This window comes from Sporosarcina sp. FA9, assembly GCF_051550205.1.
Taxonomy (GTDB): domain Bacteria; phylum Bacillota; class Bacilli; order Bacillales_A; family Planococcaceae; genus Sporosarcina.
In genome coordinates, this window is sequence record NZ_CP188819.1 from 3,458,319 (window position 1) to 3,484,395 (window position 26,077).

29 protein-coding genes and 2 other annotated features (1 of these 31 running past the window's edge) are annotated in these 26,077 nt (G+C 41.1%); all 29 genes read right to left on the reverse strand.

Features of this window, described 5'->3' with window-relative positions; translation table 11 throughout:
- The gene (gene rpsC / locus ACP8HH_RS17725) at positions 1 to 660 is read right to left on the reverse strand and encodes a 30S ribosomal protein S3 (RefSeq protein ID WP_381540190.1); all 660 of its coding nucleotides are present in this window, start codon (positions 658 to 660) and stop codon (positions 1 to 3) included.
- 3 nt (positions 661 to 663) lie between these two features.
- Positions 664 to 1,008 (reverse strand): 50S ribosomal protein L22, encoded by a 345-nt coding sequence (gene rplV / locus ACP8HH_RS17730; protein WP_381540187.1) that lies wholly within the window; start codon positions 1,006 to 1,008, stop codon positions 664 to 666.
- A 19-nt stretch (positions 1,009 to 1,027) separates the two neighbouring features.
- Positions 1,028 to 1,306, reverse strand: a complete 279-nt coding sequence (gene rpsS / locus ACP8HH_RS17735) for a 30S ribosomal protein S19 (protein WP_438313555.1) — start codon at positions 1,304 to 1,306, stop codon at positions 1,028 to 1,030.
- 60 nt (positions 1,307 to 1,366) lie between these two features.
- Positions 1,367 to 2,197, reverse strand: coding sequence for a 50S ribosomal protein L2 (rplB, locus tag ACP8HH_RS17740; protein WP_438313556.1), 831 nt, complete (start codon positions 2,195 to 2,197; stop codon positions 1,367 to 1,369).
- A gap of 44 nt (positions 2,198 to 2,241) precedes the next feature.
- Complete coding sequence (rplW, locus tag ACP8HH_RS17745) at positions 2,242 to 2,526, reverse strand: 50S ribosomal protein L23 (protein ID WP_438313558.1); 285 nt, start codon at positions 2,524 to 2,526, stop codon at positions 2,242 to 2,244.
- Positions 2,526 to 3,149 carry a 50S ribosomal protein L4 gene (rplD, locus tag ACP8HH_RS17750; protein ID WP_438313560.1) on the reverse strand — a complete coding sequence of 208 codons (624 nt, stop codon included), beginning with the start codon at positions 3,147 to 3,149 and terminating at the stop codon, positions 2,526 to 2,528. The genes rplW and rplD overlap by 1 nt, the downstream gene beginning before the upstream one ends.
- Before the next feature lie 25 nt (positions 3,150 to 3,174).
- Positions 3,175 to 3,804 (reverse strand): 50S ribosomal protein L3, encoded by a 630-nt coding sequence (rplC, locus tag ACP8HH_RS17755; RefSeq protein WP_438313562.1) that lies wholly within the window; start codon positions 3,802 to 3,804, stop codon positions 3,175 to 3,177.
- Positions 3,805 to 3,842: 38 nt separating this feature from the next.
- Entirely contained in the window at positions 3,843 to 4,151 is a 309-nt protein-coding gene (gene rpsJ, locus ACP8HH_RS17760; protein ID WP_381540172.1) for a 30S ribosomal protein S10, read from the reverse strand.
- A 330-nt stretch (positions 4,152 to 4,481) separates the two neighbouring features.
- A complete protein-coding gene (gene tuf / locus ACP8HH_RS17765) occupies positions 4,482 to 5,669 on the reverse strand; it encodes an elongation factor Tu (protein ID WP_438313564.1) in 1,188 nt (395 codons plus the stop codon).
- Positions 5,670 to 5,789: 120 nt separating this feature from the next.
- Positions 5,790 to 7,868: an elongation factor G gene (fusA, locus tag ACP8HH_RS17770; protein ID WP_438313566.1), complete on the reverse strand. Its 2,079-nt coding sequence runs from the start codon at positions 7,866 to 7,868 to the stop codon at positions 5,790 to 5,792.
- A 33-nt stretch (positions 7,869 to 7,901) separates the two neighbouring features.
- The gene (gene rpsG, locus ACP8HH_RS17775) at positions 7,902 to 8,372 is read right to left on the reverse strand and encodes a 30S ribosomal protein S7 (protein ID WP_438313568.1); all 471 of its coding nucleotides are present in this window, start codon (positions 8,370 to 8,372) and stop codon (positions 7,902 to 7,904) included.
- A gap of 70 nt (positions 8,373 to 8,442) precedes the next feature.
- Positions 8,443 to 8,862, reverse strand: coding sequence for a 30S ribosomal protein S12 (rpsL, locus tag ACP8HH_RS17780; RefSeq protein WP_438313569.1), 420 nt, complete (start codon positions 8,860 to 8,862; stop codon positions 8,443 to 8,445).
- A gap of 102 nt (positions 8,863 to 8,964) precedes the next feature.
- Positions 8,965 to 9,213, reverse strand: coding sequence for a ribosomal L7Ae/L30e/S12e/Gadd45 family protein (locus tag ACP8HH_RS17785; RefSeq protein WP_438313571.1), 249 nt, complete (start codon positions 9,211 to 9,213; stop codon positions 8,965 to 8,967).
- Between the two features lie 130 nt (positions 9,214 to 9,343).
- Positions 9,344 to 12,946, reverse strand: coding sequence for a DNA-directed RNA polymerase subunit beta' (gene rpoC, locus ACP8HH_RS17790; RefSeq protein WP_438313573.1), 3,603 nt, complete (start codon positions 12,944 to 12,946; stop codon positions 9,344 to 9,346).
- A 126-nt stretch (positions 12,947 to 13,072) separates the two neighbouring features.
- Entirely contained in the window at positions 13,073 to 16,606 is a 3,534-nt protein-coding gene (gene rpoB, locus ACP8HH_RS17795; protein ID WP_438313575.1) for a DNA-directed RNA polymerase subunit beta, read from the reverse strand.
- Positions 16,607 to 16,828: 222 nt separating this feature from the next.
- Positions 16,829 to 17,431, reverse strand: a complete 603-nt coding sequence (locus tag ACP8HH_RS17800; RefSeq protein WP_438313577.1) for a class I SAM-dependent methyltransferase — start codon at positions 17,429 to 17,431, stop codon at positions 16,829 to 16,831.
- 99 nt (positions 17,432 to 17,530) lie between these two features.
- Positions 17,531 to 17,890: a 50S ribosomal protein L7/L12 gene (rplL, locus tag ACP8HH_RS17805; protein WP_438313579.1), complete on the reverse strand. Its 360-nt coding sequence runs from the start codon at positions 17,888 to 17,890 to the stop codon at positions 17,531 to 17,533.
- 88 nt (positions 17,891 to 17,978) lie between these two features.
- Positions 17,979 to 18,488 carry a 50S ribosomal protein L10 gene (gene rplJ / locus ACP8HH_RS17810; protein ID WP_438313581.1) on the reverse strand — a complete coding sequence of 170 codons (510 nt, stop codon included), beginning with the start codon at positions 18,486 to 18,488 and terminating at the stop codon, positions 17,979 to 17,981.
- A 34-nt stretch (positions 18,489 to 18,522) separates the two neighbouring features.
- Positions 18,523 to 18,669, reverse strand: a sequence feature (ribosomal protein L10 leader region).
- Between the two features lie 46 nt (positions 18,670 to 18,715).
- Positions 18,716 to 19,417, reverse strand: a complete 702-nt coding sequence (gene rplA / locus ACP8HH_RS17815; protein WP_438313583.1) for a 50S ribosomal protein L1 — start codon at positions 19,415 to 19,417, stop codon at positions 18,716 to 18,718.
- A gap of 118 nt (positions 19,418 to 19,535) precedes the next feature.
- Positions 19,536 to 19,961: a 50S ribosomal protein L11 gene (rplK, locus tag ACP8HH_RS17820; protein ID WP_438313585.1), complete on the reverse strand. Its 426-nt coding sequence runs from the start codon at positions 19,959 to 19,961 to the stop codon at positions 19,536 to 19,538.
- A gap of 168 nt (positions 19,962 to 20,129) precedes the next feature.
- The gene (gene nusG / locus ACP8HH_RS17825; RefSeq protein ID WP_438313587.1) at positions 20,130 to 20,663 is read right to left on the reverse strand and encodes a transcription termination/antitermination protein NusG; all 534 of its coding nucleotides are present in this window, start codon (positions 20,661 to 20,663) and stop codon (positions 20,130 to 20,132) included.
- Between the two features lie 113 nt (positions 20,664 to 20,776).
- Positions 20,777 to 20,962, reverse strand: a complete 186-nt coding sequence (gene secE / locus ACP8HH_RS17830) for a preprotein translocase subunit SecE (RefSeq protein WP_438313589.1) — start codon at positions 20,960 to 20,962, stop codon at positions 20,777 to 20,779.
- Positions 20,963 to 21,015: 53 nt separating this feature from the next.
- Complete coding sequence (gene rpmG / locus ACP8HH_RS17835) at positions 21,016 to 21,165, reverse strand: 50S ribosomal protein L33 (RefSeq protein WP_381540133.1); 150 nt, start codon at positions 21,163 to 21,165, stop codon at positions 21,016 to 21,018.
- An 82-nt stretch (positions 21,166 to 21,247) separates the two neighbouring features.
- Positions 21,248 to 21,898, reverse strand: coding sequence for an RNA polymerase sporulation sigma factor SigH (gene sigH, locus ACP8HH_RS17840; protein ID WP_438313591.1), 651 nt, complete (start codon positions 21,896 to 21,898; stop codon positions 21,248 to 21,250).
- A 214-nt stretch (positions 21,899 to 22,112) separates the two neighbouring features.
- Positions 22,113 to 22,628, reverse strand: coding sequence for an NYN domain-containing protein (locus tag ACP8HH_RS17845; RefSeq protein ID WP_438313592.1), 516 nt, complete (start codon positions 22,626 to 22,628; stop codon positions 22,113 to 22,115).
- Positions 22,625 to 23,383, reverse strand: coding sequence for a 23S rRNA (guanosine(2251)-2'-O)-methyltransferase RlmB (gene rlmB / locus ACP8HH_RS17850; RefSeq protein WP_438313594.1), 759 nt, complete (start codon positions 23,381 to 23,383; stop codon positions 22,625 to 22,627). The genes ACP8HH_RS17845 and rlmB overlap by 4 nt, the downstream gene beginning before the upstream one ends.
- Complete coding sequence (locus tag ACP8HH_RS17855; protein WP_438313596.1) at positions 23,380 to 23,799, reverse strand: Mini-ribonuclease 3; 420 nt, start codon at positions 23,797 to 23,799, stop codon at positions 23,380 to 23,382. Before ACP8HH_RS17855 ends, rlmB begins: the two co-directional genes overlap by 4 nt.
- A 6-nt stretch (positions 23,800 to 23,805) precedes the next feature.
- Positions 23,806 to 25,206, reverse strand: coding sequence for a cysteine--tRNA ligase (gene cysS / locus ACP8HH_RS17860; RefSeq protein ID WP_438313597.1), 1,401 nt, complete (start codon positions 25,204 to 25,206; stop codon positions 23,806 to 23,808).
- Positions 25,203 to 25,862, reverse strand: coding sequence for a serine O-acetyltransferase (cysE, locus tag ACP8HH_RS17865; protein ID WP_438313599.1), 660 nt, complete (start codon positions 25,860 to 25,862; stop codon positions 25,203 to 25,205). The genes cysS and cysE overlap by 4 nt, the downstream gene beginning before the upstream one ends.
- Positions 25,863 to 25,925: 63 nt before the next feature.
- Positions 25,926 to 26,077, reverse strand: a binding site (T-box leader) (it continues 69 nt past the right edge of the window).

Genomic DNA, 26,077 nt, shown 5'->3' on the forward strand with positions numbered 1-26,077 from the left:
TTAGTTGCCTCCTTCCTCAGAGTTCTTCTTTCTCACTGGAAGGACTTCTCCTCTATAAATCCATACTTTTACGCCTAACTTACCAAAAGTTGTATCAGCTTCAGCGTGTGCATAATCTATATCTGCACGCAATGTATGGAGAGGGACAGTACCTTCACTATAATGTTCTGCACGTGCAATATCGGCTCCGCCGAGACGTCCAGAAACTTGTGTCTTAATTCCTAATGCTCCAGAACGGATTGTACGTTGAATCGCTTGTTTCTGTACACGTCTGAATGATACACGACCTTCTAGTTGACGTGCAATGCTTTCAGCTACTAATTTCGCATCAAGATCAGCACGTTTAATTTCTATAATGTTAATGTGTACGCGTTTGCCTGAAATATCGTTAAGTTGTTTACGAAGTGTTTCAACTTCTGTACCGCCCTTACCGATTACCATTCCTGGTTTTGCAGTGTGAATTGTGATATTAACACGTTTTGCAGCACGTTCAATTTCTACTTTAGAAACCGATGCATCTACAAGACGCTTTTCAATGTATTCACGAATCTTTAAGTCTTCATGCAAAAGTGTTGCATAGTCTTTTTCAGCGTACCATTTCGACTCCCAGTCGCGGATGATACCGACCCGTAAACCGTTAGGATGTACTTTTTGACCCACGAATTATCCCTCCTTTTTTTCTGATACCACTACAGTGATGTGACTCGTACGCTTGTTGATCGCACTAGCACGACCTTGTGCACGTGGACGGAAACGCTTCATAGTCGCACCTTCGCCAACGAAAATCTCGCTTACGATAAGGTTTTCGACATTCATTTCGTAGTTGTGTTCAGCATTTGCAATCGCTGAGTTTAGTACTTTTTCTACTACCGGAGAAGCCGCTTTAGGCGTCAGACGTAGAATTGCAACTGCTTCACCGATTTTCTTGCCTCGGATAAGATCAACTACCATACGAACTTTGCGAGGAGCAATACGGATTGTGCTGGCAGTAGCTCTTGCTTTTTGCATCAGAATAACCTCCTCTCAATTACCGTTTTGTTTTCTTATCATCGTTACCATGACCTCTAAATGTACGAGTTGGTGCAAATTCACCTAGTTTGTGACCTACCATATCTTCAGTCACATAGACAGGAACGTGTTTACGTCCGTCATATACTGCAATTGTCATTCCGATGAATGATGGAAATATCGTAGAACGACGTGACCAAGTTCTAATTACTTGTTTTTTATCTGATGCCTTTTGGTCTTCAACCTTCTTTAAAAGATGGTCGTCTACAAAAGGTCCTTTTTTCAAGCTACGGCCCATGTCGGAACCTCCCTCCATGCGTGTACTACGGTCCAATCAAGGAACCGCAGTTCATTCACATTATTTTTTACGACGACGTACGATAAACTTGTCGGATTTGTTGGTTTTCTTACGTGTTTTATAACCAAGTGTAGGCTTGCCCCATGGTGTAAGCGGAGAAGGCATCCCAATTCCTGTTTTACCTTCACCACCACCGTGTGGGTGATCGTTCGGGTTCATTACAGATCCACGTACTGATGGACGTTTACCCAACCAACGTGAGCGTCCTGCTTTACCGATGTTAATAAGTTCGTGTTGCTCATTACCAACTTGACCAATTGTTGCGCGACAAGTTGAAAGGATCATACGTACTTCACCAGATTGTAAACGAATAATTACGTATTTATCTTCACGTCCCAAAAGTTGCGCAGATGTTCCTGCAGAACGGACGAGTTGGCCGCCTTTACCTGGTTTCATTTCGATGTTATGGATCGTTGACCCCATTGGAATGTTTTCAAGTGGTAATGCGTTTCCAGGTTTAATATCAGCATCTGGCCCAGACATTACTGTTGCGCCTACTTCTAAACCTTTTGGAGCGAGAATGTAACGTTTCTCTCCATCTACGTAATTGATCAAAGCTATGTTGGCAGAACGGTTTGGATCGTACTCTATTGTAGCAACGCGTCCTGGTATGCCATCTTTAATTCGTTTGAAATCGATGATACGGTATTGACGCTTATGGCCTCCACCTTGGTGACGAACAGTCATCCTACCTGTATTGTTACGGCCGCCTGTCCGTTTGATTGGAGATAGCAGTGATTTTTCCGGCTTTGCTGCAGTGATCTCAGAAAAGTCCGAAGAAGTCATGTTACGACGTCCGTTGGAGGTAGGTTTGTATTTCTTAATCGCCATTTGTATTCCCTCCTTCGTATAATTAGGTTTCTTTTGTTACTATTTTAGATTTCGAAAAGCTCGATATCTTTTGAATCAGCAGTCAATGTAACAATCGCTTTACGACGTTTGTTAGTGTATCCTGCATGTTTACCCATACGCTTAAACTTACCTTTGTAGTTTTGTACGTTGACTTTTTCGACTTTAACACCGAAAACTTCTTCTACAGCTTGCTTGATATGTGTTTTGTTTGCGCGTGTGTCAACTTCAAAAGTGTATTTGTTGATTTCCATTTGTTCAGAAGAACGCTCGGTAATGACCGGACGTTTTAAAATATCACGTGCTTCCATTAACCAAGCACCTCCTCTACTTTTTGAATTGCAGCTTTTGTCATAACAAGCTTTTCGTGCCCAACAAGATCAAGAACGTTGAGTCCAGTTGCAGTGATTACGCTAATTCCAGGGATGTTACGAGCAGACAATGCCACTGTTTCATCAAGGTCAGCAGTTACAATCAAAGCCTTCTTGTTAATAGAAAGGTCTTTAAGAACCTGAATGAAGTCCTTCGTTTTTGGTGCATTAAGTGCGAGTGCTTCAAGAACTATAAGATTCTCTTCGCGCACTTTCGTTGATATAGCTGATAGTAATGCAAGTCTACGAACTTTCTTTGGCAACTTATAAGAATAGCTTCTTGGTGTTGGACCAAATACGATTCCGCCTCCACGCCATTGTGGTGAACGAATAGAACCTTGTCGAGCACGACCTGTACCTTTTTGAGCCCACGGCTTACGTCCACCGCCTGCAACCTCTGAACGACTTTTAACTTTGTGATTTCCTTGACGTAATGATGCACGTTGTTGAACGATTGCTTCAAACAAAACTGCTTCATTTGGTACAATTCCGAAAATCGCAGCGTTTAGTTCGATCTCGCCGACTGAAGAACCCGTTTGGTTTAATACTGTTACTTTGGGCATTTCTATTTCCTCCTTCCTTTAGTAGTTAGTTCCCTTTTATAGCGCTTCTCACTTTAATAAGTGTTTTACGCGCTCCTGGAACGTTACCTTTTATAAGTAGCAAGTTACGCTCAGCGTCAACTCGTACGATTTCAAGATTTTGAATTGTAACTGTGTCGCTACCCATACGTCCAGGCATCGCTTTCCCTTTGAATACACGTTGTGCATCAACTGAACCGATTGAACCTGTAGAACGGTGGAAACGAGACCCGTGACTCATTGGACCCATCGAGAAACCATGACGTTTAATAACACCTTGGAATCCTTTACCTTTTGATGTACCAGTTACGTCGATTATGTCGCCTTCAGCGAATGTATCAACTTTAACTTCTTGTCCAACTTCGTAAGCACTAACGTCCAATTCGCGAAATTCGCGGATGAAGCGCTTAGGTGCTGTTTCAGCTTTTGCAACATGCCCTTTTGCAGGTTTGTTGGAAAGCTTTTCACGCTTATCATCAAATCCAAGTTGAATTGCTTCATAGCCGTCCGTTTCTATCGTCTTCTTTTGAAGAACAACGTTCGGTGTAGCTTGGATTATAGTTACTGGAATTAGATCACCATTTTCAGCGAAAACTTGTGTCATTCCAATTTTTCTTCCTAAGATTCCTTTGGTCATTAGTAACACCTCCTGTATTATAGTTCTTAATTTATAAATTAAAGTTTAATTTCAATGTCTACGCCTGACGGTAAATCGAGTTTCATTAATGAATCGACAGTTTGAGGTGTCGGATTAACGATATCAATCAAACGTTTATGAGTACGCATTTCAAACTGCTCACGTGAGTCTTTGTATTTATGAACTGCACGTAGAACCGTATAAACAGATCTGTCAGTCGGAAGTGGAATCGGACCCGATACACTTGCACCCGAACGTTTTGCTGTTTCTACAATTTTCTCAGCCGATTGATCTAGAATTCTGTGATCATAAGCTTTCAAACGAATACGAATTTTTTGTTTTGCCATTATTTTCCCTCCTTTTCGCCTAATTTGATAGACATTCTCCACGGAAATTTCCCACACACATGCCATGGCAAAGCGGCCTGGTGTGTCGGCAACCTCCCGCTTCATCGCAGTCAAAGACCAACATTCAATATTATACACAAATATGTTTCAATGTGCAAGACATTTGTCGAGGTTCTTTCTCAGCCTTTATTATTATAATTCCATTGCTTTAAAATTACAAGCAATTTGATAGAAGTTCGAAAAATTACTTTTCATATTGAATAAATAAAATCGTGCAAAGTCTTATTTAAAAAAAAGATCCTACCAATTTGGTAGGATCTAAAAATAGAATTATTTTTGAATTGTTGCTACAACGCCCGCGCCTACAGTACGTCCACCCTCACGGATAGAGAACTTTGTACCTTCTTCAAGAGCAATTGGGTTAATCAAAGTGATTGTCATTTCAACGTTATCACCAGGCATAACCATTTCTACGCCTTCTGGAAGATTACAAACACCTGTTACATCAGTTGTACGGAAGTAGAACTGTGGACGATAGTTTGTGAAGAATGGAGTATGACGTCCACCCTCTTCTTTTGAAAGTACGTATACTTCAGCAGTAAATTCTGTATGTGGAATAATTGTACCTGGTTTAGCAAGTACTTGACCACGTTGGATATCATCACGTGAAACTCCACGTAAAAGTGCACCAATATTGTCTCCAGCTTCAGCATAATCAAGAAGTTTACGGAACATCTCTACACCAGTAACTGTTGTAGATTTAGCTTCTTCAACAATACCAACGATATCAACAACGTCACCGATTTTAACTTGTCCACGCTCAACACGTCCTGTAGCAACTGTTCCACGACCTGTGATTGAGAATACATCCTCAACAGGCATCATAAATGGTTTTTCAGTTTCACGTGGTGGTGTTGGAATATATGAATCAACAGCATCCATAAGTTCAATGATTTTATCTTCCCACTCTTCTTCGCCTTCAAGTGCTTTAAGAGCAGAACCTTTAATGACAGGAATGTCATCGCCAGGGAAATCGTATTCAGATAGTAGATCGCGAATTTCCATCTCTACTAACTCAATAAGTTCCTCGTCGTCAACCATGTCACATTTGTTCATGAAGACTACTAGATAAGGAACACCAACTTGACGTGAAAGCAAGATATGCTCACGTGTTTGTGGCATTGGACCATCAGCTGCAGAAACAACTAGGATTCCACCGTCCATTTGTGCTGCACCAGTGATCATGTTTTTAACATAGTCAGCGTGACCCGGGCAGTCTACGTGTGCGTAGTGACGTGTTGCTGTTTCGTATTCAACGTGAGACGTGTTAATAGTAATACCACGCTCTTTTTCTTCAGGTGCATTATCAACCTGTGCATATGACATTGCTGAACCACCTGATCTTTTGGCTAGTACAGTTGCGATTGCAGCAGTTAATGTAGTTTTACCATGGTCAACGTGACCGATTGTTCCAACGTTAGCATGTGCTTTTGAGCGATCAAATTTCTCTTTACCCATTTTTGAAATCCTCCTTAGAATATACAAGTTTATATTTTTTAATAGATGCAAGAGGAATAAATTCCTCAAACACCCATTGACTTACAATTAATTTATACTTTAAATAAAAGCGAATTACAATTATTCACCTTTATTTTTTTTGATTATTTCTTCAGCAATTGACTTCGGTACTTCCTCATAGTGATCGAATGACATTGAGAATACGCCACGACCTTGCGTGTTTGAACGTAAAGAAGTCGCATAACCGAACATCTCCGCTAGAGGAACCATAGAACGTACTAATTGTGCGTTACCGCGCGCATCCATACCTTCAACGCGGCCGCGTCGAGATGTGATGTCACCCATAATATCGCCCATGTACTCTTCAGGAATCGTAATTTCGACTTTCATCATCGGCTCAAGAAGAACCGGGTTGACGTACTTAACAGCATTCTTAAGTGCCATAGATGCAGCAATTTTAAACGCCATTTCGTTGGAGTCGACATCATGATAAGAACCGTCATAAAGACGTGCTTTAATATCAATTAGAGGATATCCAGCAATTACACCGTTGTCGAGTGAATCACGGATACCTGCTTCAACTGCAGGAATGTATTCACGTGGTACAGAACCACCAACGACGTTGTTAATGAATTCAAATCCTTTTCCTTCTTCGTTCGGAGAGAATTCAATCCAAACGTGTCCAAATTGTCCACGTCCACCTGATTGGCGTACAAACTTACCTTCAACTTCCGCTGATTGGCGGAATGTCTCACGATAAGAAACTTGTGGTGCACCAACGTTTGCTTCTACATTAAATTCACGACGCATACGGTCAACAAGAACGTCTAGGTGAAGTTCACCCATACCTGCGATAATTACTTCGCCAGTTTCTTGGTCTGTATGAGCACGGAATGTTGGATCTTCTTCCTGGAGCTTAATAAGAGCTTGACCCATCTTGTCTTGGTCCGCCTTCGTTTTAGGCTCAACGGAAAGTGAAATAACTGGTTCTGGAAAGTCCATTGATTCTAGGATAATGAGCGCTTTGTCGTCACAAAGTGTATCACCAGTTCCTGTATCTTTAAGACCTACTGCTGCTGCAATATCACCAGAGTGTACTTCTGAAATTTCTGTACGAGAATCCGCATGCATTTGTAGAATACGACCTACACGCTCGCGTTTTCCTTTTGAAGAGTTTTGAACGTATGAACCGGACTGCAAAGTACCAGAGTATACGCGGAAGAATGTAAGTTTCCCTACATAAGGATCCGTCATAACTTTAAATGCTAGTGCAGAGAACGGTGCAGAATCATCCGCCGGACGTTCTTCATCTTCCTCAGTGTCAGGGTTTGTCCCTTTCATCGGAAGAATATCAACTGGTGATGGTAGGTAGTCGATTACAGCATCTAGAACAAGTTGTACACCTTTATTCTTGAACGCCGTTCCACATACTACCGGATAAAATTCAACTGCAAGCGTAGCTTTACGAATTGCAAGCTTAATTTCTGCATTTGAAATTTCCTCACCATTTAAGTATTTTTCTAGAAGAACTTCATCAAAGTCTACAATCGCTTCGATAAGCTTATCTCGGTACTCTTCCGCTAAAGCAAGGTGTTCTTCAGGAATCTCTGAGATTTCAGTATTCATTCCTGTATCATCAGCGTAATTAATTACATTCATTTCAACTAGGTCAATAATTGAGTGGAATTGATCTTCCGCACCAATTGGTAGTTGAATCGGGTGTGCGTTCGCACCAAGGCGATCGCGAAGAGTTCCAACTGAATATAAGAAATCCGCACCGGTTTTATCCATCTTATTAACAAAAACTAGACGTGGCACACCATAGCTTGTCGCCTGGCGCCATACTGTTTCAGTTTGTGGTTCAACACCTGATTGTGCATCAAGTACCGTTACTGCACCATCAAGTACACGTAGTGAACGTTCAACTTCAACCGTGAAGTCTACGTGACCTGGTGTATCGATGATATTTACACGGTGACCCTTCCATTCTGCTGTTGTAGCAGCGGAAGTGATCGTAATTCCACGTTCTTGTTCCTGTGCCATCCAGTCCATTTGAGAAGCACCTTCGTGCGTTTCTCCAATCTTATGGATGCGGCCTGTATAATAAAGAATCCGCTCAGTCGTCGTAGTCTTACCCGCGTCGATATGGGCCATGATTCCAATATTACGAGTATTCTCTAAGGAGAATTTTCTAGACATATTGTAGATCTCCTTCCATTTCGAATTAGAGTATTACCAACGATAGTGAGCAAATGCTTTGTTTGCATCCGCCATTTTGTGTAATTCTTCGCGACGTTTAACTGACGCACCTGTGTTGTTAGAAGCATCAAGGATTTCATTCGCAAGACGTTCTTCCATCGTCTTCTCTCCACGGCGACGTGAATAGAGTACGAAGAAACGAAGTCCTAATGTCGTACGACGTTCAGGACGTACTTCAACTGGAACCTGATAGTTTGCTCCACCTACACGGCGTGCACGTACCTCAAGTACGGGCATTACGTTTGCTAAAGCTGCTTCAAATACTTCAAGTGGATCCTTGCCAGAACGTTCTTTAACAAGTTCGAACGCACCATAGAGGATTTTTTGTGATGTACCTTTTTTACCGTCAACCATCATTGAGTTGATAAGACGTGATACGAGTTTCGAATTATAAATCGGATCCGGAAGTACGTCACGCTTTGTTACTGGGCCTTTACGAGGCATATTGTTTTCCTCCTTTCGATAATTGAGTTTTCAAGCGAAAACCGCTTGAATAACTATTGGTTTGTATAATTTACTTTTTAACTTTAGGTCTTTTAGCTCCGTATTTAGAACGGCTTTGCATACGACCCGTAACGCCTGCTGTATCAAGTGCACCGCGTACGATATGGTAACGTACACCCGGTAAATCCTTAACACGTCCTCCGCGAAGAAGTACAACGCTATGTTCTTGAAGGTTATGACCTTCTCCACCGATGTACGCGTTAACTTCCATTGAGTTTGTCAAGCGAACACGTGCATATTTACGAAGAGCCGAGTTTGGCTTTTTCGGTGTCATTGTTCCAACACGTGTACAAACACCTCTTTTTTGTGGTGAGTTCACGTTTGTCATTGCTTTTTTGAAGCTATTGTAACTTTTCCCAAGTGCAGGAGATTTAGAACTTTCTGCTTTGGGCTTACGTGGTTTACGAACCAGTTGGTTAATTGTAGGCATTGATTTGTCCTCCCTTCAAACTTCTTTTGTAAGACCACACATCCAGGTGGTTCATTTTTTGGTAAAAAACAAAGTCTTTGTGCTTTAAGTGCACAAAAACTGTTATCCAGTAATTGCAACAACGGCTGCACTGACTTGTATGCCACAAGCATCTCCGAGTTTTTTCTTCGAATCAACATATGTCACCAATACGTCATGAAGTTTGGCTGCCTCCAGCGCTGGGGCAATTATCCGTTCTTCTGCATCCTGTGCAATAATGACCTCAGTCACTATTCCTGTATAAATTGCTTTCACTGTCTGCTTTGTACCAATGATTGTTATCTTGGCCTGCTCAACTTTTTCATAAGACATTTACATATCCTCCAAAGTACAGACATTTAACTATCAACCTTTTGTATATTATCATCTGTATAGAATACTGTCAATGCTTAAATAGAAAACGGGGGAAATCTTTTTTTACTTCCCCCGTACTTTATAAAGTTTACTCTGCAGTAACTTTATTATCGGTATTCTGCATTTCCTCTTGATCCATTCGAATTTGACGATAACGTTGCATTCCGGTGCCTGCTGGTACAAGTTTACCGATAATGACGTTTTCTTTCAGTCCGAGTAGTTCATCAGTTTTCCCTCTAATTGCTGCATCTGTCAAGACACGAGTTGTCTCTTGGAAAGAAGCCGCAGATAGGAATGATTCTGTTTCAAGTGAAGCTTTTGTAATTCCAAGGATTACTGGACGACAAGTCGCAGGAATTCTTCCAGCGTCAAGTACAATTTTATTTGCATCCGAGAATTGATGTATATCGACTAATGAGCCTGGTAATAAGTCTGTATTACCCGCCTCAATAATCCGCACTTTACGAAGCATTTGACGCACCATTACTTCTACGTGCTTATCACCAATTTCAACACCCTGACTACGGTAAACTTTTTGAACTTCTTTCAAAAGATATTCTTGAACAGTAGCAACATCTTTTACTACAATAAGTTGCTTCGGATCAATAGAACCTTCTGTCATCGGTTCCCCACGGTCGATTAAATCACCAACATCTACTTTTAGACGACCATTATAAGGTGCAAGATATTTACGTGTTTCTACGTCACCCGTGACAGTAATTTCCTTCTGTCCTTCACGGATTTCCTCGATTTCAGTAATTTCTCCTTTAATTTCTGAAATAACGGCTTGACCTTTCGGATTCCGCGATTCAAAAATTTCCTGTATACGTGGAAGACCTTGTGTAATGTCATCCCCCGCAACCCCACCTGTATGGAATGTTCTCATTGTAAGCTGAGTACCTGGCTCACCAATTGACTGTGCAGCAATGATTCCAACCGCTTCGCCGACTTCAACATTTTCACCCGTCGCCAAGTTAATGCCGTAGCATTTCTTACAGACGCCGTGTTTCGTGTTACAAGTAAATGCTGAACGAATTGTAATCTTTTCAAAACCTGCATCCATAACAATTCGTGCCACGTCTTCTGTAATCATTTCGTTTCGAGCAAGAATTACTTTTCCGGTCTCTGGATGAATGATTGTTTTCTTCGTATGACGACCAACAATACGCTCGTCTAAGCCCTCAATCAGTTCCGCGCCTTCCATAAGGGCAGAAATCTCAAGTCCACGATCTGTTCCACACTCATCTTCACGAACGATAACATCTTGTGCAACATCAACAAGTCTACGCGTTAGGTAACCTGAATCGGCAGTCTTAAGTGCCGTATCCGCAAGTCCTTTACGTGCTCCATGAGTAGAAATAAAGTACTCAAGTACTGTTAATCCCTCACGGAAAGAAGACTTAATTGGAAGTTCAATAATCTTTCCTGCCGGGTTGGCCATCAGACCACGCATACCCGCTAACTGTGTAAAGTTTGACGCGTTACCACGAGCACCCGAGTCACTCATCATATAAATAGGATTCGTATGGTCAAGAGATTCTATCAGTTTATCCTGAATGACATCTTTTGCATGACTCCAATATGAAATGACACGATCATAGCGCTCTTCCTCCGTAATAAGACCACGACGGAATTGCTTCAGTACATTATCAACCTTAGTTTGTGCTTCTTCTAGAATTTCGTCTTTGTTATGAAGAACTACAATATCCGACATTCCAATTGTAATACCTGCACGTGTAGAATATTTAAATCCAAGGTCTTTCATGCGGTCAAGCATTCTAGACGTTTCCGTAATGTGGAAAATCTTGAATATCTCCGCAATGATGTTTTGGAGGATTTGTTTCTTGAACGGTGGCACGATTTCAGCTTCTAAAATATGCTTCTTCGGATCCACAGTACCCGATATAAAGTACTTAGCAGGCGTTTCTACTTGTAAGTTGAAATCCGTCGGTTCATTAATATACGGGAATGATTCCGGTAGAATTTCGTTAAAAATTAACTTCCCTATAGTTGTCAGTAGAAGCATTCTATTTTGTTCTTCAGTGAAATTCGGGTTTTTAATAGAACTAGCCTGAATAGCAATTCGTGTATGAAGGTGAACATGTCCGTTATGATAAGCGATTAATGCTTCGTCTGTATCACGGAATGTAAATCCTTCACCTGTCGCTCCCGCACGTTCAAGCGTTAGGTAATAGTTCCCTAAAACCATATCCTGGGATGGTGTAACAACCGGTTTTCCATCTTTCGGGTTCAATATATTTTGCGCTGCTAGCATTAGAAGACGAGCTTCAGCTTGCGCTTCTGCAGATAGCGGAACGTGAACTGCCATTTGGTCACCATCGAAGTCGGCGTTATAAGCTGTACAAACGAGAGGGTGAAGCGTGATTGCACGTCCTTCAACAAGTATCGGTTCGAACGCTTGGATTCCTAAACGGTGAAGTGTCGGTGCACGGTTTAAAAGAACCGGGTGCTCCTTAATGACATCTTCAAGAACATCCCAAACTTCTGAATGGAGACGTTCAATTTTACGTTTAGCACTCTTAATATTATGCGCAAGTCCACGTTCAACGAGTTCCTTCATAACAAACGGTTTAAATAATTCAATCGCCATTTCTTTAGGTAGACCACATTGATACATCTTCAAATTCGGTCCAACTACGATAACTGAACGACCTGAGTAATCAACTCGTTTACCTAGTAAGTTTTGACGGAAACGACCTTGCTTTCCTTTCAACATATGTGAAAGGGATTTAAGCGGGCGGTTACCCGGTCCAGTAACTGGACGACCACGACGACCGTTATCGACAAGTGCGTCAACAGCTTCTTGAAGCATGCGCTTCTCGTTTTGAACGATAATACCAGGTGCACCTAAATCAAGAAGTCTTTTCAATCTATTATTCCGGTTAATAACCCTTCGGTACAAATCATTCAAGTCGGATGTTGCAAAACGTCCGCCATCAAGCTGCACCATAGGACGTAATTCTGGCGGTATTACCGGTAACACTTCAAGAACCATCCATTCAGGTTTATTCCCCGAATTACGGAACGATTCCACAACATCAAGACGTCTGATTGCACGTGTACGACGTTGTCCCTGAACAGTTTTCAGTTCTTCCTTAAGGAAGTCCGCTTCTTTATCCAAATCAATCGCTGCCAGAAGACGTTCGATTGCTTCTGCACCCATAAGTGCTTGGAATTTCGTACCGTATTTCTCACGGTAAATGCGGTATTCTCTTTCGGATAGAAGCTGTTTTCGCTCAAGTGGTGTATCCGCTGGTTCTACGACAACGTAAGAAGCGAAATAAATAATCTCTTCAAGTGCACGTGGAGTCATATCCAATATTAAACCCATACGACTTGGTATTCCTTTGAAGTACCAAATGTGTGTTACTTGGGCTGCAAGTTCAATATGCCCCATTCGCTCACGACGTACTTTTTGTCGCGTCACTTCTACTCCACAACGGTCACAAACCACACCTTTGTAACGAACGCGTTTGTACTTCCCGCAATGACATTCCCAGTCTTTTGTAGGACCAAAAATCCGTTCGCAGAACAAACCTTCTTTTTCCGGTCTTAATGTACGATAATTAATTGTTTCTGGCTTCTTAACTTCACCATAGGACCATGAACGTATCTTATCTGATGAAGCGAGACCTATCTTCATATACTCAAAATTGTTTACGTCTACCAAGGAGCCTACCTCCCTTTAGTCTTATTGCTAGCGATTGCTTTTTCCGAGCAAGCGTGAAACTTTATAAATAAAATAGTTGGAGAAACCGTAGCTTCCCCTTCTATTATTGATAATAAATTAAGTAGATTAATCTACCTTAACAAGATTTAAAGCATCCGTCGGTTGCATGTCGTCGCCTTCGTCAAGATCACGTAGTTCTATTTCTTCGTAATCTGCAGAGAGCATTTTGACATCCAAACCAAGACTTTGAAGTTCTTTAATCAATACTTTAAATGACTCAGGAACTCCAGGTTGTGGAACATTTTCACCTTTGACAATCGCTTCATATGTTTTCACACGTCCAACGACATCATCTGACTTCACTGTCAAGATTTCTTGAAGTGTATAAGCTGCCCCATAGGCTTCAAGTGCCCAAACTTCCATTTCTCCAAAACGTTGTCCACCAAATTGCGCTTTACCTCCAAGAGGCTGTTGCGTAACAAGTGAATACGGCCCTGTTGAACGAGCATGTAGTTTGTCATCGACCATATGGGCAAGTTTAATCAAATACATGACACCAACAGAAACACGGTTATCGAATGCTTCACCAGAACGACCGTCATACAACATTGTTTTACCATCGCGGTCCATTCCAGCTTCTTCCATCGTATTCCAAACATCGTCTTCATTGGCCCCGTCAAATACCGGAGATGCCATATGAAGTCCAAGACTTCGAGCAGCCATACCAAGATGCATTTCAAGAACCTGTCCGATATTCATACGTGATGGAACACCTAGCGGGTTAAGCATAACGTCGATTGGTGTTCCATCGGGCATATACGGCATATCTGATTCAGGTAAAATCCTAGAGATAACACCTTTGTTTCCGTGACGACCAGCCATTTTATCCCCAACAGAGATTTTCCGTTTTTGAACAATGTAAGCACGGACAAGTTGGTTTACACCTGGTGGTAATTCGTCTCCATCTTCACGATTAAACACTTTAACATCCAAGATAATTCCTCCAGCACCATGTGGTACACGAAGAGAAGTATCACGAACTTCACGTGCTTTTTCACCAAAGATAGCATGCAACAGTCTCTCTTCAGCAGTCAATTCAGTTACACCTTTTGGCGTTACTTTACCAACTAGGATGTCACCATCCCGTACTTCAGCTCCAATACGAATAATTCCTCGATCATCCAAGTGACGTAATGCTTCTTCACCTACGTTTGGAATATCTCGCGTAATTTCTTCAGGACCTAGCTTTGTATCTCTCGCTTCAGATTCGTATTCTTCGATATGAACCGAAGTATATACATCATCTTTCACAAGACGTTCACTCATGATAATTGCATCCTCGTAGTTGAAACCGTCCCAAGTCATGAAAGCAGTTAAAACGTTACGTCCTAAAGCTAACTCACCACTCTCCATTGAAGGGCCGTCAGCAAGTATCTCTTTAGGAGAAACTCGATCACCAACACTAACAATTGGACGCTGGTTGTAACATGTTCCTTGGTTTGAACGGATGAAGTTATCAAGCTTATACGATGTAATATCGCCTTTCACTTCTTTTTCGTCAACCATTTCAATGCGACGAACACGAATCTCTCTTGCCTCGACATGTTCTACGATACCTTCATATATCGAAAGAACCGCTGCCCCAGAATCTCGGGCCGACACATGTTCCATACCTGTTCCGACTAAAGGTGCTTCAGGATTAAGTAACGGAACTGCTTGACGTTGCATGTTCGCACCCATAAGTGCTCTGTTGGAGTCATCGTTTTCCAAAAATGGAATACAAGCTGTTGCTGCAGAAACTACTTGTTTAGGTGAAACATCCATATAATCAATTTGCTCACGTTTGAAGACTGTGTTATCCCCTTGAAAACGTCCAACGACACCTTCATTTTCAAATGAACCGTCTTCAGTAAGTATCGAATTCGCTTGGGCAACTACGTAATTATCTTCGATGTCAGCAGTTAAATAATCAATTTGAGCAGTTACACGACCCGATTCAGGATCAACTTTTCGATATGGAGTTTCAATGAATCCAAACTTATTTACTTTCGCAAATGTAGAAAGTGAGTTTATAAGTCCAATGTTTGGTCCCTCAGGAGTTTCTATCGGACACATACGACCATAGTGAGAATAGTGAACGTCACGTACTTCCATACCTGCTCGTTCTCTTGTTAATCCACCGGGTCCAAGTGCAGAGAGTCGACGCTTATGCGTTAATTCTGCAAGTGGGTTTGTCTGATCCATGAACTGTGATAGTTGCGAGCTACCGAAAAACTCTTTAATAGACGCAATAACCGGACGAATATTAATGAGTTGCTGCGGAACAATTGATTGTGTGTCATTAATTGACATACGTTCTTTCACGACTCGTTCCATACGGGAAAGTCCGATTCGGAATTGGTTTTGCAGTAGCTCACCTACCGAACGCAGACGACGGTTACCAAGGTGGTCAATATCATCTGTGTTTCCAACTCCATGTAAAAGATTAAAGAAATAACTAATTGACGCAACAATATCTGCAGGCGTAACATGTTTTATAGAATCATCTACGTATGCATTCGATATTACGTTAACGATTTGTTTCTCTTCGTTCTTTGGGGCATATATTTTGATAGTCTGGATCGTAATACTTTCGTCAAGAACGCCACCTGCATGGGATATTTCTTCGAAACCTATCCCTTTTTCCAAGTGAGGTAGAAGACGATCTAACGCACGGCGATCAATGATTTCATCTTTTTCCAAGAGGATTTCGCCTGTTTCGGGATCGACGAGTGTCTCCGCGAGTGTTTGATTGAACAGACGGTTTTGAACGTGAAGTTTTTTATTCATTTTATAACGACCAACATTTGCTAGGTCATACCTTTTCGCATCAAAGAAACGCGAGAACAATAAGTTCTTCGCACTATCAAGCGTTGGTGGTTCACCTGGACGTAGTCGCTCATAAATTTCAAGCAATGCTTTTTCGGAGGTTTCTGTATTATCTTTTTCAAGAGTATTTTGTAAATACTCGTTATCTCCGATTAATTCAATAATTTCCTCATCTGTTGAAAATCCGAGTGCACGTAGTAGAACTGTAATTGGCAATTTACGTGTCCGGTCAATTCTAACGTGAACAACATCTCTTGCATCAATTTCATATTCTAGCCATGCTCCGCGATTCGGTATAACCGTAGCACCAAAACCACGTTTTCCGTTTTTATCAACTTTGGCACTGTAATACACACTTGGAGAACGAACTAACTGGGAAACGATAACTCTCTCCGCACCATTGATAACAAACGTACCGTTTTCGGTCATGAGTGGGAAATCACCCATAAACACATCTTGTTCTTTCACTTCTTCAGTCTCTTTGTTATGGAGTCTTACTTTAACTCGTAGTGGTGCTGCATAGGTTACGTCACGTTCCTTCGATTCATCAACAGGATATTTTGGTGCCTCCAAATGATAATCGATAAATTCTAATGAAAGGTTCCCCGTGAAGTCTTGAATCGGAGATATATCACGGAACATCTCCAATAATCCTTCTTCCATGAACCACTCGTAAGATGCCGTCTGTATTTCAATCAGATTTGGAAGCTCGAGCACTTCTTTAATCCTCGCGAAACTTCTACGCTGACGGTGTTGACCATACTGAACTAGATGACCTGTCAACTCATTCACCCCTCATAATACAATAATAGTTCTTTGCGAAATCATAAAAATAGTGTATGATATCCACAAAACAAAAAAGAAAACGAGTTCTAGCAAGAGCTCATTTTCGGTTTGACAATCTTTTATTCATCATCAGTATACCTTTTATTTACATCTTTAATGCAAAAGGGCACACGACTGCATGATATTAATTTATGCATCTTATAACACTACCCTAAAGAATCTTGTCAGTCAAGACTTTACAACTCTCAAAATGTAATACCCTTTCTTCTTGACGACTGTTTCGACAGCACCAAAAAGATTGGTTAGGTGATTCATTGTTGAAGGGGCGCCTTGTTTCTTTTGGATCACTACCCACAACTCTCCACCGTTTTTCAATTTTGAATATGCTTCGTCGTAAAATTTGAATACCGTATCTTTTCCTGCACGTATTGGAGGATTCGTCAAAATTGCAGCAAATTCTTCCTCAGTAACAGCAGATAATGCATCACTTGAATATATCTTACAATTTCCAACTTTATTTAGCTCGGCATTAAGCTTCGCTAGATTAAGTGCTCGGTCATTCACGTCAACCATATGTACATTTCGCTCTGGAAATGACGCAGATATCGATAACCCAATCGGTCCGTAACCACAACCTACATCGAGTATGTCACCTTCTGTTTTGGTCATAACAAATGTTTCAGCAAGAAGTCGCGAACCAAAATCCACTTCACCTTTACTAAACACACCCGCATCTGTCCTAAACCGAAGTGTCTTCCCGCGCAGTTCTGTAGACCATTCAGTTGGTGTACTTTTCACTTTTGGATTATTCGTGTAATAATGTTCAGACATATAGACCCCTCCAATTTATAAAGGAATATCTACAAAAAATAGCAAAAGAAGAAAAGCCCGTCTTTTATCGACGAGCTTTTCTTCTTTTATTCATAAAGATTACTTAAGTTCTACAGAAGCGCCTGCTTCTTCAAGTTTAGCTTTTACTTCTTCTGCTTCTTCTTTAGAAACAGCTTCTTTAACAGCTTTTGGAGCTTCGTCAACTACAGCTTTAGCTTCTTTCAAGCCAAGACCAGTAATTTCACGAACCGCCTTGATAACTTGGATTTTCTTGTCTCCAGCAGCAGTAAGGATAACGTCGAATTCAGATTGCTCTTCTTCAACAGCCGCTCCGCCACCAGCCGCTGCAACAGGTGCAGCTGCAGTTACGCCAAATTCTTCTTCGATTGCTTTTACAAGGTCGTTAAGTTCAAGAACTGTCATTTCTTTAACAGCTTCTAGGATTTGTTCTTTAGTCATTATAATTTCCTCCTAATAATTTTTTGTCAAGTAACCTACAAACTATTCATTCGCGGCTAACTTGCAAGGTTTATGTCAAGCCGCTTGATTACGCGCCTTGTTCTTCTTGTTCTTCTTTTTGTTCTGCAACTGCTTTTGTAATAAGTGCAAGGTTGCGCATTGGAGCTTGTAGCACACTGAGAAGCATAGATAGTAAACCATCGCGTGATGGAAGTTCTGCCAATGCTTTAACGTCTTCTTTAGATGCAATTACACCTTCGATTACGCCAGCTTTAATTTCAAGTTTGTCGTTTTTCTTAGCAAAATCATTAATGATTTTTGCTGGAGCAACAACGTCTTCATTCGAGAATGCGATTGCGTTTGGTCCTGTAAGGTGTTCGTTCAAACCTTCAAGTCCGGCAGCTTCAGTCGCGCGACGTGACATCGAGTTTTTATAAACTTTGAACTCAATACCCGCTTCACGAAGTTCTTTTCGAAGATCTGTTAATTGACTTACAGTAAGACCGCGGTAATCTACAACAACAACCGAAGCTGCTGCTTTCAATTTTCCTGCGATTTCGCCAACAACTGCTTGTTTAGCTTCTAACACTTTGCTCATCTGGACACCTCCTAATAAGTTTGGGGTCACTTATACCGGTATAAAAAAGCCCACGATCTACGGGTAGTAGAATCGAGGGCAGAAAAGTCGTCATCTTTAATCATAAAGAGCGTCTTGTCCTCGGTAGGAAATTTAAACGGCAAGCCGCTCCTACTGTCTACGGTACAAATGGTATTGCTATTGAACAACAAAATTAATCCTACAAGAAGATTTCATTTTTGTCAATATTACTTTTTAATTACAACACTTGAAGGATCAATTTTCAGAGAAGGACCCATTGTAGTCGTCAAGTTGACAGACTTCATGTAAGTACCTTTCGCTGATGCTGGCTTCGCTTTTTGAACTGTTTCAAAAACAGTCTGAAAGTTTTCTTCCAACTTCGCATTGTCAAATGAAACCTTGCCGATTGGAGCGTGAATAATTCCCGCTTTGTCCGCACGATATTCCACTTTACCTGCTTTGATTTCTTCAATAGCTTTTGCCACGTCAAACGTTACAGTACCCGTTCTCGGATTCGGCATAAGTCCTTTTGGTCCAAGAAGACGACCGATCTTACCTACTTCACCCATCATGTCAGGTGTAGCTACGATAACATCGAAATCGAACCAACCTTGTTGGATTTTAGCAATATAGTCTGCATCGCCAACAAAGTCAGCACCTGCAGCTTCAGCTTCTTTAAGTTTTTCACCTTTAGCGAAAACTAGAACACGCTGAACTTTACCAGTACCATTCGGAAGAACAACTGCTCCACGAATTTGTTGATCGTTTTTACGAGTATCAATTCCTAGACGGAATGCAACTTCAACTGTTGCGTCAAAGTTAACTGTGCTCGTTTTTTTCGCAAGTTCAACAGCTTCTGTTACTGAATATGCTTTTGTATTATCAACAAGTTTAATTGCTTCTTTGAATTTCTTACCTCTTTTAACCATTTAAAATTTCCTCCTCAATTGTGGTTTTAACGGATTGAACCTCCCACGAAATAAGGGCTGCGTGTCCCAAACCAAAGAACTTCCGCAACCCCCACTACAACAAAACAACATTACAGAATCAATCTTCGATCTTGATTCCCATACTGCGTGCAGTACCTTCAACCATTGCCATCGCCGCTTCAACTGTCGCTGCGTTTAGATCCGGCATCTTTTGTTCTGCAATTTCGCGAACTTTGTCACGCTTCACAGTAGCAACCTTCGTCTTGTTCGGTTCACCTGAACCTTTTTGAAGATTAGCTGCAACCTTTAGCAATACTGCTGCCGGTGGAGTTTTTGTAACAAAAGTAAATGAACGATCTTCATATACAGAAATAACTACAGGTATAATAAGACCTGCTTGATCCGCTGTACGTGCATTGAATTCTTTACAGAATCCCATTATGTTCACACCCGCTTGACCTAGCGCCGGTCCAACTGGCGGAGCCGGATTCGCTTTTCCAGCAGGAATTTGCAATTTAACAATCTTAGTAACTTTTTTAGCCACGAAACACACCTCCTTAAGTCCGTGATGTGGTAATAGGGTTGCCCCTCCCACTCAATATGTGCCTGCCGGCTTGCGCCGGTAGTTTTATTTTTTTGTCCAAACCAAACAATTCTAGCCTGACCTTTGAAATAATAACACTATTACTCACTGGATGCAAGCAATAATTAATTATATTTTTTCAATCTGTATAAAATCAAGTTCCATATTCGTTTCGCGACCAAACATATCAACCGATACTTTCACTTTACCTTTGGCCTCATCAATCTCTTCGACCTTACCTTGGAAGTGCGCAAATGGACCTTCAAGAACTTGAACCATTTCTCCAATAGAGAAATCAATTTCAGTCCTACCCTCTTTAACACCCATTTGCTTCAGAATAAACTCTACTTCTTCCGGCAATAGCGGTGTTGGTTTCGCCCCTCCACCTGATGAACCAATAAAACCAGTTACTCCAGGAGTGTTACGCACAACGTACCATGAATCGTCCGTCATAATAATCTCAACAAGAACATATCCAGGAAACGTCTTCTTCATAAGTACTCGTTTTTTACCATCTTTAAAATCAGTTTCTTCTTCTTCCGGGATAATTACACGGAAGATTTTATCTGACATTCCCATCGTTTCAACACGTTTTTCCAGGTTGGCTTTCACCTTGTTTTCATAACCGGAGTACGTATGAACGACATACCAATTTTTCTCCATATCCATAGCAATAAGGACTAAACGTCCGTCCCTCCTTTTTTTCTGCAAATGATAAAAAAACCCGTACTTGTTGCAGACGGGCTATTTTTCAGGCAATTATTATATTACTTTTATTATAACGCAAGGTACCATTTCATAAAACTCGAAATACCAAGGTCTGTAAGTCCAAAGTAAATAGCCATAAAGACCACTGTCGTAAGAACAACAATTGTATAACGCGTCAATTCTTTACGCTTTGGCCAACTGACTTTTCTCATTTCTGACACTACTGCTTTTAAAAAACCGCTAATCTTACCCATTGTATCGTAAACCTCCGAATAAAGATATATTACTGCTATACGGCTTGCAATTCTTACGCTGTTTGCCTGTGTACCGTATGCCCATTGCAATGTCTGCAGTATTTTTTAATTGTCAATCGCTCTGTCGCTCGATCTTTGCCTGCTGGAACCGAATAATTTCGGGAACCGCATACATCGCAACTCAGTATTATTTTTTTAGCCATTTTCTCACCCTATACGACTCATAGTCTTGCTAAAGAGTAACATTTTACATACATCATGTCAATATCATTGAAAGCGGAATTACTAGTGAATCGCATCAACTTGCATATAACGTTCAAGCTTACGCTTAATTCGTTGCAACGCATTGTCTACGGATTTTACTTGACGATTCAATTCGTCTGAAATTTCTTGGTACGATTGGCCTTCCAAATAGAGTGCCAATACTTGTTTCTCTAAACCACTCAATACTTTATTCATCTCTTTTTCCATATGGGAAAAATCTTCTCTGTGAATAATAAGACCTTCGGGATCATCAAGAACTGGACCCGCAACCATATCGAGCAGTGTGCGATCCGAATCTTCTGCGTACACGGGCCTGTCCAAAGAAATCGATGTATTGAGAGGGATATGCTTTTGCCGCGTTGCTGTTTTTATAGCTGTAATGATTTGTCGAGTAATACAAAGTTCCGCAAAAGCTTTAAAAGAGCTTAATCTATCTGCCTTAAAGTCTCGTATTGCTTTGTATAAACCAATCATCCCTTCTTGAATGATGTCTTCTCTATCTCCACCAATCAAGAAGTACGAACGACCTTTTAATCTGACAAAAGATAAATATTTCGTTATAAGAAAATCTAGTGCATCCGCATTTCCATCATGGATTATTACAATGATTTCCTCGTCAGATAAAGCTGTGAAATTAGCTATTTCGCTCTCAACGTGCGTCTTCCCAACCACTGGATCACCCCCAATTCGTCATAGGCCGTTACACCAAGCATTAAAAAAAATCGGAAATTTCACTAGTTTATGCTGATTAATATTTACCGCAGGACGAATGAGCCTGAGATTCCAGGACTTCTGCAGTATTTTTAGTCGGCCTTTGCTCTCTCTATTTCTACCGAACATGTAATATATCTAAGTATACCGTATAAGAAATTTTTGAGTCAAGCCTTCATTTCATTCCGCGTCGCCACTTTTCAAATATTTCTGCAACTTCATCTGTTAGGGCTATTTTTGAAAACGGTCTTTTTTCCTGGAAATTTTTCACTCTTAGCGATATCTTCTTATCAATTTCATCCATTTCAATTTCCAATTCGCGCGCTGATTTTCGAAGTGCGCCGTGTGCAAAAATTACCCATTGCTCAGTTAAGTCTGATGTGGCTACATGGACTTGCACACTCCTACTCGCCATTTTAATGACAAGTTTTTCAATTCGTTCATCAGCAGTTTCATTTTCTCTCGTATACACAACTTCTATATCGTGTTTAAGCTTCTTTTTTTCTATACCTGCAATTAAATGTGCGTCAAAAACAATAATTACTCGCCATCCTGTATACGCTTTATATTCCGCCAAACGTTCAATTAAACGATCACGCGCATTCGCGAGACGTTCTTCTTTCATTTGGCGCAGTTCCCCCCATGCACCAATGATGTTATATCCATCGACAAGGAGTACGTCCTTCCTCATTTTTCAGAAAGGTTCGGTTGACGCTTGCGAAGCACCTCATACATTAAAAGTGATGCCGCTACAGAAGCGTTAAGCGAGGTTACCTGACCAATCATCGGCAAGTGGTAGAGGAAATCACACTTCTCTTTTAGTATTCTAGACATACCTTTTCCTTCGCTACCAATAATTATCGCAATAGGGAGCGTTGCATCCATCAATCGGTAATCCGTTGAATGCGTTGCATCTGTTCCCGCAATCCAAACACCACGTTTTTTCAGTTCTTCGACAGTTTGCGATATATTATTCACTCGTACGACAGGAATATGTTCAATTGCACCGGTTGATGCTTTCGCTACCACTCCGGTCAATCCAACAGCACGACGTCTCGGAATTATAATCCCGTGAACACCAGATGCATCCGCAGTTCTTAATATGGACCCAAGATTATGCGGGTCCTCCAACTCATCAAGAATTAGGAAGAACGGGTCTTCACCACGTTTTGTTGCAACGTCAAATAAATCCTCGATTTCGGCGTACTTATAAGCTGCAACCGAAGCTATTATTCCCTGGTGATTCATATCTAACATTCCGTCGAGTTTTCGTTTCGGCACTGCCTGAACAATTATTTTCGCCTCGTTCGCAAGGGACAGAATTTCACCAATCCCTTTTTTATTTAAACCTTCAGCAATCCATATTTTATTAAGCTCTCTACCAGAACGAAGTGCTTCCGCAATTGGGTTTTTACCACCAATTAGCTCCGACTCAATTTCCGTCATAACGTTTCCTCCTTTGGTCTTTCTACAAACTCAATTGAGTGCTTGATAAATTCCTCAACTCGTTCTGTTCTATTAAGTAGATGTAAATACCCGAGCACCGCTTCAAAACCCGAACTGTAATTGTACGTCAAAACATCCGTGTTTTTTGGAACGGAGCCGGACTTCGCATTACGCCCACGCTTCATAATTGTTTCCTCTTCATCGGTCATAAATCCGTACTCCAACATTTCTTTAATTACCGCAGCCTGTGCTTTTGCAGAAACGTAGCGAGTTGCTTGTTTATGCAATACATTTGGCCTAACCCGTCCAGACCGAAGAAGATGTTCTCGTATCGCCTGTTCGTAAACGCCATCACCCATATAAGCTAACGCAAGAGCATTTAATTGTTTTACGTCAATATCCCTTAATACGTACAAGTCACTTCAGCCCCTCTTCCAGCGCGTACCTTGAGCTGTATCTTCTAAGAGTATACCTTGCGCTTTCAACTCATCACGTATTTCGTCTGAACGACTAAAATCACGTGTACGTCGTGCCTCTAAGCGTTCTTCAATTAGGGCCTCAATGTCTGCATCCAGAAGATTCGACTCATTATCTAACGTTAAGCCAATAACCGACATTAATTTTTCAAGCATCGCAATAAAGTATTCAATAACTTCCGTTTCTGTATTCTTTTCTAGAAGGTAAACGTTCGCAAGTTTCGCAAGTTCAAATATTGCTGCAATAGCGTTCGCCGTATTAAAATCGTCGTTCATAGCAGTTTCAAATTGAACTTTGCATTTATCCACTTTATGAAACCAAATGTCTTTTTGATCTCCTAGGTTTGCTGAAGCATCTCGTCTATATTGTAAATTATTATAGGCGGTACGAATTCGTAAAAGACCGTTTTCCGCACTTTCAATTAAATCCTCTGAAAAGTTGATTGGATTTCTGTAATGAACGGACAACATAAAGAAACGCAGTACTTGTGGATCAATCTTTTTTCGAATGTCATTTACAAGAACAAAATTCCCGAGGGATTTCGACATTTTTTCATTATCAATATTAATATAGCCATTATGCATCCAATACCTAGCAAACTGTTTTCCAGTCATCGCTTCAGATTGAGCAATTTCGTTTTCGTGATGCGGGAATGCTAAATCCTGCCCGCCTGCATGAATGTCCATCGTATCACCTAGATGTGCGCGCGCCATTACTGAACACTCAATATGCCAACCCGGTCGGCCAGCACCCCAAGGGCTATCCCATGAAATCTCGCCTTCTTTGGCAGCTTTCCATAGAACAAAATCTAGTGCATCCTCTTTCTTCACTCCAACTTCGATTCGAGCACCTACAATCAATTCATCTGTTGATTGATTAGAAAGTTTTCCATAACCTTCGAATTTCTTCGTACGATAATAGACATCTCCTTGCGATTCATAAGCAAAATCTTTATCAATAAGTACTTGAACGAAAGCAATGATGTCATCGATATGTTCAGTTACTCGCGGATGCGCGTCCGCTTTCGAGCATCCTAGTGCGGAGACATCTTCAAAATAGGCTTTTATAAAGCGTTCTGTTAATTCGCTTACGTCCTCGCCAAGTTCATTTGCTGTTTTAATAATCTTGTCGTCAACATCAGTGAAATTCGATATATACGTTACATCAAAACCTGTGTATTCAAGGTAACGTCTAACTGTATCAAATACGATAACCGGTCGTGCGTTACCGATATGGATGTAGTTATAGACAGTTGGACCACATACATACATCTTTACCTTTCCTTCCTCCATTGGAATGAAGGGCTCTTTCTGCCGCGTTAATGTATTGTAAATTTGAATAGTCATAATATATCCCCTTTCGCATCTTTACTTTCTAACTGTTCAAGTCGATTTTGCAGCTGTTGAATTTCATTTTCGAGTCGATTACATGTGTCTGCAACAGGATCTGGAAGATCGTGATGATCGTACTTATCTTTCACCTTCACACCATTTCGAATAACGACAGTTCCTGGTATCCCTACGACGGTAGAATCTGGCGGTACATCTTTCAAAACGACAGACCCTGCACCAACTTTACTGTTTTCACCAATTGTAATCGAACCCAACACTTTTGCACCTGTTGCAACAAGTACATTATCATGCAAAGTTGGGTGACGCTTCCCTTTTTCTTTCCCAGTTCCACCAAGCGTTACGCCTTGGTAAATCGTTACATCGTTGCCGATTTCACATGTTTCCCCAATGACTACTCCCATACCGTGGTCGATGAAAAACCGTCTTCCTATTTTCGCCCCGGGATGAATTTCAATGCCTGTAAAAAAGCGGCTTATTTGCGATACAGACCGAGCTAAAAAAAGAAGATTCTTTTTATATAATACATGTGCAATTCGATGCGACCATAACGCATGAATTCCTGCATAAGTAAGCACAATTTCAAACGCACTACGGGCTGCGGGATCCTGTTCCAAGATGCACCGAATATCTTCTTTCATTCTTCGAAACAATTGTTCCCTCTCCTTCCTAAAAAATACATTTCTCCACAACAAAAATGCGCCCCTGTCTAAAATGACAGAGACGCATTAAAATACGTGGTTCCACTCCGCTTGAAAGGTTTCGATACCTTCCCGCTCGACGCCTATTAACGCTGGCGATGCGTCCGGCCTACTATAAATTCGGCACGGCGCTCAAAGGGGCATTTCCACATTACAGTGACACGGAT

Coding starts and splice junctions, on each gene's coding strand:
- rplV (WP_381540187.1), bottom strand. CDS start 1,008: ATGCAAAAAGCAAGAGCTACTGCCAGCACAATCCGTATTGCTCCTCGC.
- rpsS (WP_438313555.1), bottom strand. CDS start 1,306: ATGGGCCGTAGCTTGAAAAAAGGACCTTTTGTAGACGACCATCTTTTA.
- rplB (WP_438313556.1), bottom strand. CDS start 2,197: ATGGCGATTAAGAAATACAAACCTACCTCCAACGGACGTCGTAACATG.
- rplW (WP_438313558.1), bottom strand. CDS start 2,526: ATGGAAGCACGTGATATTTTAAAACGTCCGGTCATTACCGAGCGTTCT.
- rplD (WP_438313560.1), bottom strand. CDS start 3,149: ATGCCCAAAGTAACAGTATTAAACCAAACGGGTTCTTCAGTCGGCGAG.
- rplC (WP_438313562.1), bottom strand. CDS start 3,804: ATGACCAAAGGAATCTTAGGAAGAAAAATTGGAATGACACAAGTTTTC.
- rpsJ (WP_381540172.1), bottom strand. CDS start 4,151: ATGGCAAAACAAAAAATTCGTATTCGTTTGAAAGCTTATGATCACAGA.
- tuf (WP_438313564.1), bottom strand. CDS start 5,669: ATGGGTAAAGAGAAATTTGATCGCTCAAAAGCACATGCTAACGTTGGA.
- fusA (WP_438313566.1), bottom strand. CDS start 7,868: ATGTCTAGAAAATTCTCCTTAGAGAATACTCGTAATATTGGAATCATG.
- rpsG (WP_438313568.1), bottom strand. CDS start 8,372: ATGCCTCGTAAAGGCCCAGTAACAAAGCGTGACGTACTTCCGGATCCG.
- rpsL (WP_438313569.1), bottom strand. CDS start 8,862: ATGCCTACAATTAACCAACTGGTTCGTAAACCACGTAAGCCCAAAGCA.
- ACP8HH_RS17785 (WP_438313571.1), bottom strand. CDS start 9,213: ATGTCTTATGAAAAAGTTGAGCAGGCCAAGATAACAATCATTGGTACA.
- ACP8HH_RS17800 (WP_438313577.1), bottom strand. CDS start 17,431: ATGTCTGAACATTATTACACGAATAATCCAAAAGTGAAAAGTACACCA.
- rplL (WP_438313579.1), bottom strand. CDS start 17,890: ATGACTAAAGAACAAATCCTAGAAGCTGTTAAAGAAATGACAGTTCTT.
- rplJ (WP_438313581.1), bottom strand. CDS start 18,488: ATGAGCAAAGTGTTAGAAGCTAAACAAGCAGTTGTTGGCGAAATCGCA.
- rplA (WP_438313583.1), bottom strand. CDS start 19,417: ATGGTTAAAAGAGGTAAGAAATTCAAAGAAGCAATTAAACTTGTTGAT.
- nusG (WP_438313587.1), bottom strand. CDS start 20,663: ATGGAGAAAAATTGGTATGTCGTTCATACGTACTCCGGTTATGAAAAC.
- secE (WP_438313589.1), bottom strand. CDS start 20,962: ATGGGTAAGATTAGCGGTTTTTTAAAAGCAGTAGTGTCAGAAATGAGA.
- rpmG (WP_381540133.1), bottom strand. CDS start 21,165: ATGGCTAAAAAAATAATACTGAGTTGCGATGTATGCGGTTCCCGAAAT.
- ACP8HH_RS17845 (WP_438313592.1), bottom strand. CDS start 22,628: ATGAGGAAGGACGTACTCCTTGTCGATGGATATAACATCATTGGTGCA.
- rlmB (WP_438313594.1), bottom strand. CDS start 23,383: ATGACGGAAATTGAGTCGGAGCTAATTGGTGGTAAAAACCCAATTGCG.
- cysS (WP_438313597.1), bottom strand. CDS start 25,206: ATGACTATTCAAATTTACAATACATTAACGCGGCAGAAAGAGCCCTTC.